At 50.5% G+C, this 7,848-nt stretch carries 12 protein-coding genes and 2 pseudogenes; 2 read left to right on the top strand and 12 right to left on the bottom strand.

Going from position 1 to position 7,848, the window contains the following annotated elements:
• Positions 1–205, bottom strand: a pseudogene (locus Q0628_RS06580) (hypothetical protein); the annotation flags it as partial.
• Positions 206–529: 324 nt separating this feature from the next.
• Here Q0628_RS06580 and rhuM point away from each other — a divergent pair.
• On the top strand, positions 530–1,549 hold the full coding sequence (gene rhuM / locus Q0628_RS06575) for a RhuM family protein (RefSeq protein WP_298769331.1): 1,020 nt from the start codon (positions 530–532) through the stop codon (positions 1,547–1,549).
• 44 nt (positions 1,550–1,593) lie between these two features.
• On the opposite strand, the gene Q0628_RS06570 is transcribed toward rhuM, so the two are convergent.
• From Q0628_RS06570 to Q0628_RS06530, 9 genes and pseudogenes are all read right to left on the bottom strand, one after another.
• Positions 1,594–2,070 (bottom strand): hypothetical protein, encoded by a 477-nt coding sequence (locus Q0628_RS06570; RefSeq protein ID WP_298769329.1) that lies wholly within the window; start codon positions 2,068–2,070, stop codon positions 1,594–1,596.
• A gap of 66 nt (positions 2,071–2,136) precedes the next feature.
• Positions 2,137–2,685: a glutathione peroxidase gene (locus tag Q0628_RS06565; RefSeq protein ID WP_298769327.1), complete on the bottom strand. Its 549-nt coding sequence runs from the start codon at positions 2,683–2,685 to the stop codon at positions 2,137–2,139.
• A gap of 23 nt (positions 2,686–2,708) precedes the next feature.
• Entirely contained in the window at positions 2,709–2,885 is a 177-nt protein-coding gene (locus Q0628_RS06560) for an HTH domain-containing protein (protein ID WP_298769325.1), read from the bottom strand.
• Between the two features lie 9 nt (positions 2,886–2,894).
• Positions 2,895–3,344, bottom strand: coding sequence for a ferritin-like domain-containing protein (locus tag Q0628_RS06555; protein WP_298769323.1), 450 nt, complete (start codon positions 3,342–3,344; stop codon positions 2,895–2,897).
• 58 nt (positions 3,345–3,402) lie between these two features.
• Complete coding sequence (locus Q0628_RS06550) at positions 3,403–3,918, bottom strand: flavin reductase family protein (RefSeq protein WP_290926391.1); 516 nt, start codon at positions 3,916–3,918, stop codon at positions 3,403–3,405.
• A 15-nt stretch (positions 3,919–3,933) separates the two neighbouring features.
• Positions 3,934–4,584 carry a flavodoxin family protein gene (locus Q0628_RS06545; RefSeq protein ID WP_298769319.1) on the bottom strand — a complete coding sequence of 217 codons (651 nt, stop codon included), beginning with the start codon at positions 4,582–4,584 and terminating at the stop codon, positions 3,934–3,936.
• Between the two features lie 29 nt (positions 4,585–4,613).
• Positions 4,614–4,790 (bottom strand): rubredoxin, encoded by a 177-nt coding sequence (locus Q0628_RS06540; RefSeq protein ID WP_290926393.1) that lies wholly within the window; start codon positions 4,788–4,790, stop codon positions 4,614–4,616.
• Positions 4,791–4,883: 93 nt separating this feature from the next.
• A pseudogene (locus Q0628_RS15710) lies at positions 4,884–5,573 on the bottom strand (MBL fold metallo-hydrolase); the annotation flags it as partial.
• A gap of 92 nt (positions 5,574–5,665) precedes the next feature.
• Positions 5,666–6,244 carry a TetR/AcrR family transcriptional regulator C-terminal domain-containing protein gene (locus tag Q0628_RS06530; protein ID WP_298769317.1) on the bottom strand — a complete coding sequence of 193 codons (579 nt, stop codon included), beginning with the start codon at positions 6,242–6,244 and terminating at the stop codon, positions 5,666–5,668.
• A gap of 60 nt (positions 6,245–6,304) precedes the next feature.
• Between Q0628_RS06530 and Q0628_RS06525 the strand changes: the two genes are divergently transcribed.
• Positions 6,305–6,550 carry a TIGR03905 family TSCPD domain-containing protein gene (locus tag Q0628_RS06525; RefSeq protein WP_088658135.1) on the top strand — a complete coding sequence of 82 codons (246 nt, stop codon included), beginning with the start codon at positions 6,305–6,307 and terminating at the stop codon, positions 6,548–6,550.
• Positions 6,551–6,553: 3 nt separating this feature from the next.
• Here the strand turns inward: Q0628_RS06525 and Q0628_RS06520 are convergent, their stop codons facing one another.
• Positions 6,554–7,504, bottom strand: coding sequence for a Fic family protein (locus Q0628_RS06520; RefSeq protein ID WP_298769314.1), 951 nt, complete (start codon positions 7,502–7,504; stop codon positions 6,554–6,556).
• Positions 7,505–7,684: 180 nt separating this feature from the next.
• The coding region (locus Q0628_RS06515) for a zinc ribbon domain-containing protein (protein WP_298769338.1) at positions 7,685–7,848 on the bottom strand (164 nt) is incomplete at its 5' end.

Genomic DNA, 7,848 nt, shown 5'->3' with positions numbered 1-7,848 from the left:
GATTTTTGAGTATTCCTCTTTTAAGTACGATGTCAGCGCGCTTTCGTTCGCCGCGAACAGTCTTTTTCCCTTTAACAAAAATTCGACCATCAGTAAAAGACACCTCTTCACGAATTTGCGTATCAAGACTCCACCCAGCATTGATAATGCTGGGCAAAATGAACTTGCTGACAATGTCGCGTTCGGAGAGGTCTTTCTTATTCACTTCCATGGGAAACCTTGTTTGCAAATATATATCAAAAATGGAGTGCGGAATATGCTGATTTGAGATAAAAAGGGGATTTTCAGAAGAAAACGGGGGTTTTAGGGGGCGGAGCCCACTAGGAGAGAGGGTAGCGGCCCTTCGGCAAGCTCAGGGACCTTGGGACCTGTGGTTGGCGAAGGAAAGTGAGGGGGAGACTTCCCCCACCAAAATAATTTTCAGAAAAATCGTGCGGGGCTATTGACAAACTGGATTTTTGAACCTATATTTAGTGCACAAGTGTATAGTCTTTGGCGTTTTTCCGCTTGTATGCCAGAGGAGTTGACGATGAAGAAAGATGTTGCGGCCAGTGCGGCCGGGGCCGACAAAAACGAGATAGTCGTTTACCAGCCGGAGGGTGGTGAATTCCACATCGAGGTCCGTGTCGAGAACGAGAGTGTTTGGCTTACTCAAGCGCAAATGGCCGAGCTTTTCCATGCCACAAAGCAGAATATCAGCCTGCATATAGCCAATATCTATAAAGAGGGGGAACTTGACAGAAATTCAGTTGTCAAGGAATACTTGACAACTGCCTCTGACGGAAAATGCTATAAGACTAAATGGTTCAATCTGGATGTCATCATTTCTGTAGGTTACCGCATAAAATCAATCCAGGGCACACGCTTTCGCCAATGGGCTTTGAACATTTTGAAAGAGTACATGCTCAAGGGCTACGCTGTAAATCAACGAATGCTGGCACCCCAGACTCAACAAAAAATGTTTGAAAACGTCAATACCCGACTTACAGCAGTCGAACAGCGCGTAGATTTTTTCGTCAACACAGCCCACTCTGCCCAAAATCGGAGAATTGAGCAATTGTCCAACGACGTTCAGAAGGTCATGAAAAATTTCATCGACCCGAGCACTTTCAAGCACTTCTTGATTCTGAACGGGCAGCGGCTGGAGGCCGATGTCGCCTACACGCAAATTTACGGCATGGCGAAGAAGTCGGTGCTGATTGTGGACGACTACCTGGATGTAAAGACTCTCGACTTGCTGCGGTGCGTGGCGAAGGGCGTTTCGGTTAGGATTTTCAGCGAGCAGCACGGGCGCACCCGCCTGACCGAGAGCATGCTGGCGGACTTCAGGGCCACCCGCCCGGATGTTGAACTTAGCGATGTTCGTGCCACGGGAAACGTGTTTCACGACAGGTACATCTATCTGGATTTCGGGACCGACAGCGAGAAACTTTTCCACTGCGGGGCTTCTTCCAAAGACGCGGGCAACAAGATCACAACCATCATGCAGTTGGAAGATATCGCGGGGTATCGCCCATTGTTCGAGAGGCTGCTGCGAGAGGGCGATTGAAGACCACTATTTCGATTTTTATTAAATCATCTGCGTCTAGTCAACTACAGATGCTTTCCGTCGCACTTGTGTGCTTCCGCCTTCAAGGCTTTCCACCAGCTGGCCAAATACCGGATTCCGGCGATAGAAAGGGCGGCTCCGAGGCCGGGATAGAAGCCCGCAAAGAATTCCGAGGGGATTCCGGGGATAAGCTTGAGGGAAATTCCAAGCCCCATCATAAAAAAGATGAGGATATAGCCCCGGAGGTCGAAAAAGGCAAACAGCGATTTCTTGCGTTCCGTAAAACCGAGGATGCGTTTTGTGTAACGGATGATAAATTTATGGAACATCGCCGAAAAGGCAGCCGCCACCGCAAGCGCAATCAGCGCAAGCCACCATATTCTTTCGGGATTTTCTGTTCCCACCTGCAGCAGGGCCTTTATACCGGTGACCAGGATTTTGATTCCGGGCGCAAGCCAGCACAGGACCTGCATCAACAGCAGGTGTTCACGATTAACAGGCAGTATGCGGTCTGTGTTCATATAAATTCGCAAGCGTTGTTTCAAAAAAAGTCCAGACGACTCGCAGGGCGCATGGACTATTCGTTTTTATTTTTCTTGAAGGAGCTTCTGGACGCATCTTTCTACGTCCTTCATGTCGGCAGTGGGTTCAAACCTTGCCACCACGTTTCCTTTTCTGTCGATGACGAACTTGGTGAAATTCCACTTGATATCCGGCTTCTTGGCCCAGTCGGGGTCCACGGCGGCGAACTTCTTTTCTAGAAGTTCCTTGTACTTGTGCTCACCGAACCCTTCGAACCCCTTCTGCGACTTGAGGTAGGTGTAAAGCGGCAGTTCGTTTTCGCCGTTTACATCGGCCTTTTTCATCTGGGGAAAGGTGGTGTTATAGTGCACCGTGCAGAAATCGTGAATTTCATCGTCCGTTCCAGGAGCCTGGCCGCCGAACTGGTTGCAGGGAATGTCCAGGATTTCAAGCCCTTGTCCATGGTAATCCTTGTACATCTGTTCAATCGGAGCATATTGCGGCGTGAATCCGCAGCCCGTGGCGGTATTTACCACCAGAATCACCTTGCCCTTGAAATCGGACAAATTAAGCGTCTCGCCCTTGCCCGTGGTAATCTTGTAGTCATAAATCATGAGAAAATCCCTTAAAATTGAACCTACGCTGGTTGCCATTTGCAACGTACGGGGGACACGATGCTACCATCCTTTTTCATTTCGGCCATCGCCTTGTCCACGGCCTTGCGGTCAAGCCCCGTGAGTTCGGCAATTTTACCTGCGTTCAGGGGTTCCCCCGCTTTTTTCATCGCACTTAAAATTTTGTCTTTTTCTGTCATAAATCCCCCTTACTCGCCCAGCATTTCGATGATGTAGTTTTCCATGCCAATCTGTTCAATCAGGCAAAGGTGGCCCTTGACCCAGTTGTAATGTTCCTGCTCGTCGATGATGAACTTTTCCACCATGGCCCTGGAGACATAATCGTCATCGAACATGGAGAGAGCCTTGCTCATCATGGGAAGCGCCTCGGTGGAATCCTTGCAGTCGTATTCCAGCATCTCCTTGATGTCGGTGATAACGGGATAATCCGCCAGTTCCACTTTCGGAGTCACACCCAGTTCAATCAGGCGGGCGTTCACCTTCTTCGCTTCGTTCCATTCCTCTTCGGATTCAGCCATAATCTTGTCGGCAAGTTTGTTCAAGCCGCGGGCCTTGAGCAATTGCGCATGGATGGAATGCTGTTGGGAATTCCCGAACCAGCCCTTGGCGAGTTCCTGCAAGAATTCAATTTTAGTCATTGTGTTTCTCCTAGTAAAAGGTTGTTTTGAAATTTACTTTATTATTAAAGCTTTCTGATTAGTCTTCAATCACGTAAGCAGCGACGATTTCGCCAAAGAAACTGATGTGGTCGCCCCCTTCCCTGCTGTAAAACGAGCGGCGGATATCTTCGGGGAGCATCGAGGAATCCTGTTCCTGGCGATAAATCACCTTGCATTCAAGCGTCAGCGGCATTTCCTTGAGGCCAGGAACCGAGATGCATTCCGGTTCAACGGGAGAAAGGCCCAGTTCATGAATCTTGTCCATGTCGCGACCGCTTTTGGTGCCGCACACGGCGATAATGCGCCTGTCAAAGGGGCCAACCGGGATGTTTACCGTAAATTCGGGATTTTTGTCCAGAAGTTCACGGGTGTAGCGGGAGTCCCGGATGTAAGCCACGAACACGGGCCTGTTCCAGATGCGCCCTACATGGCCCCATTCGACAACCATGGAATTAACCTTGCCATCCGCCTTCGTGGTGACCAGAATGCCGTGTTCCAGAGCATGGGCAATGTCTGTCGCATAATCGGAAACCTTGATTTTTCTCTTTGTCATGACAAATCCCCTATGTTAAACGTTCCCTGCGCTTTTTCTCACCAGCTCCGCGCCCTTCTGGAAAGCTTTCTCGCATTCCTTAGGGAACACGTTCTCGTGACGGACTTTCTTGGCATCGGCATCAAAAAGGTTCCAGGGCCAGTCTGTCTTGCTGTAGTCCTTAAGCTGGAGCGTATCTCCGCAAACAAGCGTATCGGTAGGGCCGACAAAGCGGTCCAGCGTTTGCCTGTAGTTTTCGACCAAGCCCGTATAGTAGGTATCCGGGGCGTTGCTTGTCAAAATGAACAGGACCGGAACGGGGTGCGCGTTGCAGCAGTAGTGTTCAACGTTGTACGTAAGGTTCTGGAATATGAGCCGCTCGTACAGCGCCCGGAAGGATGCAGAAACTTCGGACAGGTAGTTGGGCGAGCCGATAATCAGGCCGTCCGATTCGCGAATGGCATCCAGCACGGGCGTAAGGCCGTCCCTGCAAATGCAGTGCCCCTTGTTTTTCTCCTTTTTGCACCCGAAGCAGGAGATGCAGCCGGTGTATTTTTCCAGGCGAAAAAGGTCGAACCTCTGGATGGTCGCCCCCTCGGACTCTGCCCCTCTGGAAGCGTGAGTCAGGAGCGTGTCTGTGTTCCAACCCTTACGCGGGCTCGCGTTTACGACGACGATATTTTTCATAGAAAGTCAGCAGGGTTAAGTCGTTTGCGCTAAGCCTTGTTGAATTTGTCCTTGCCTTTTTTGCAGCGGGGGCAGTGCCAGTCCTCGGGAAGTTCCTCGAAAGGAGTCCCCGGAGCAATTCCGTTTTTCGGGTCACCGACGGCGGGGTCATAGACGTAGCCGCAAACGGAGCAGACATATTTCCCGCTGGCAGTCTTGAAGACGATTTCTCCCGGGGGAATCGTCTCGACAGGCTTTTCCAGGTCAATCACCCGCTTCGCCTCAAGACTTTCGAAGCCCTGGGGCGTGTGGGTTCCGCAGTAGACGGTAGGGTGATTTTTGACAAATTCGCGGACACGGTCCATGGTCTTGCGGGCTTCCGCCAGGTCGTCGTATACGACAGAGAGCTTGTTCTGGTACAGGGCCTCGTCTACATAGGTGATATCGCCATGGAGCATGTAGAAAAGTCCGTCGTTTTCGACGATGACAAGGCTGTTGCCGTTGGTGTGCCCCTTCGCCTTGACAAAATAAACGCCGTCGCGGATTTTTTCGCTTTCGGGGAAGTTGTAGTAAGCCCCGCTTGCAAAGTGCACGGGAACGATATTCGAAAGCCCTTGCAGTTCGTCGGCAGAAGTTTCTTCTGCGTTCACGTAGATTTTGGCGTTCGGGAAGGATTTCAGTTCGCCCGAATGGTCGGAATGCCTGTGGGTCAGAAGGATTTTCGTCACCTGTTCCGGCTTGTATCCCAATGCGGCGAAAGCCTCCATGTAGGTACAGATGTCGCGGCCGGTAAAGGCGATACTGTTTTCGTCGGGGGATTCCTCCGGCGTGCCCGCGGGGAGTCCCGTATCCACCAGGATTACCTCGTCACCGGTATCTATCAGGTAGTTTTGCAGGCTCCCCCTGTAGCGGACATTCTTGTCAAACTTTTCAGCGCCCTCTTCGCCGCCAAAGGCAAAGGGCTGTGTATAGAATCCGTCTTTACGGAACTTGACTGCCTTGATTTCCATATAGTTTTCCTTTTTAGAAAATATAGTTCGGGGCAGCCGAAAGTCAATTTACACAATGGCCAAAGTGTAAAGAAAATTTGATTGGTCCGACATCAATCTTTCGCATGTCTCGGTTTCGCATCGCGAAGCAAAAACCGGTGGAGCGGCTGGGGCAGGCTTTCTTCGAAATACTTTGCCAAGTCCTCGACGGGAACGGGCATTCCATAGACAAGCCAGTCAAACAAAACGCGCACCGTTCCTGCACAATAGACCTTGATTGCATATTGAATGTCCAGGGGCAAGGTTTTCTTTTCAAACTTCTTTTTGATTTCCGCCGTCAGAAGTTCCTCGTTGATGCGTTCCACCCGGCGCAAGAACCCGTTATGCCCACCCGTATGGTTCAGGGCATTCAGCATAAAGTTCCTGTTCTTCGCAAAATAACGGAGGCCTTCCAGCAGCGTATTTTTCCATTCATACCTGCCGTTGATTTTCGCCATGATTTTCTTGGATTCCTTCACATGGAGCCAAATCGCAAGGTCGTACTTGTCGAGAAAGTAGTTGTAGAACGTAACGGTGGTAACGCCGCTTTTTGCCGCAATTTCTCGAACGGTAATCTTGTTGACGGGCTTTTGTTCGGTGAGGGCGACAAAGGCTTTCGCAATGTTCTCTTTTGTTTTGTTCGATGCAGTCATGGCACCGTAAAAAATAAAAAATCATTCTATATTTAACGTATATTCAACCCCGAGACTCGTATGGAAGAGACTTTCAAGACCAGAGGCGTTTGCGCGACGACCATCCAGTTCACGCGCGACGGAGACAAAATCAGAAATATCCGCTTTACGGGCGGATGCAACGGAAACTTGAAGGCAATCGCGAAGCTCTGCGAAGGCATGAGCGCCGAAGATATCGCGGCAAAGCTCCTGGGCAACACCTGCGGCGGGAAGCCGACTTCGTGCGCCGACCAGCTGGCCCGCGCCGTGCTCGGGAAAGACGCTTAAATCTTACCCGGCCAAATAATATCCTCCGTTCTTCCGGGCTCCCCTAAATTCAATCTTGCCCGATTCGCTCAAAGCTTGCAACTGGCGCTGAGTCGTTCGCAAGGACAGGTTGAGCATCGAGGCCAGCACAGGTGTGTTGATTCCTGGGTTCGCGCGGATTTCGGCGAGGATTCGTTCGGAGAGGTTTTCACCTGTTTCGCGGTGGCGTACGGCACCTTTTTTCGGTTTCAGATTATTCCGCAGCAGTCGCAACAGGTCCGCCTGCGTCGCAACTACGCAATCGGCGATAAAACCCACAAAAACTTTGTCATCGATGTGAGCCGCCTCCAGGGCAGACACGTATTCCATACGTCTAACGGCGGGAATCAGCGCAATGGTGTACTCGCCGCGAAGCAGCGCAAGGTTCATCAGCAATCGCGCCACGCGTCCGTTACCATCGACAAAGGGATGAATGAACACGAATTTTTTGTGAACTTGCGCGGCGAACTCCACGGGATTCATCCTGGATTCGTTCTTGTTGAACCACGCGACGAACTTCTTCATCTCGGTACGGATTTTTAAGTGCTGCACAACGGGGTAACGGCTCCCGCTAATTACGACGGGCACCTTGCGATAAATACCGGCCTTGTCCGCATCTATCTGCTGGTAAAACAGCCGATGCAGCATCAGTATGTCCGATTCTTCGAGAGTCTTGTTTTTTGCGAGTTTATGAATATGATCGTACGCCTTGGCATGTCCAACGGCTTCGTACACGTCTCGCAGAGGTTTCCCGTTGATGGTGAGTCCATCCTCGATAACGACCTTGGTCTCGGTTTCGGTGAGGCTGTTGCCTTCGAGGGCGTTACTCGTGTAAGTGAGTCCCACGCGGTAGAATTCCCGCAGGGACTTGAGCGTGTCCTTGGGAATTGGGCGGAACGACAGAAGTTCCTTATTGTTATCGGCAGCAATTTTCAAATACGGCGAAATCATCAAAAAACCTTGATTGATGCACCTAATATATAATTTTATACCGCCAAAATCAACAATTTATACCGCCATATAGCAATTTATACCGCCATTTTAGCACAATTTACAAATTTACACCGCCAAAATGAATTTTCTTGAGGCCGTTACCGTTTCTTGAACACGACGATTTCAGCGCCAGCGCTTGAGCGTCGGGAAGTACTTGCGAAGCTCCGCCTTGTACTCTTCGCGGGTCAGGCTCTTGCCCGTATTCTTGTTGAATTCATCGACGAACTGCGAACAGAATTCGACCATCTGTTCCATATTGAAGTCGCCGGTGAAAGCGCCGTCTTTGT

Source organism: uncultured Fibrobacter sp., from assembly GCF_937877005.1.
Taxonomy (GTDB): domain Bacteria; phylum Fibrobacterota; class Fibrobacteria; order Fibrobacterales; family Fibrobacteraceae; genus Fibrobacter.
This window is presented reverse-complemented; position numbering and strand designations above follow the sequence as displayed.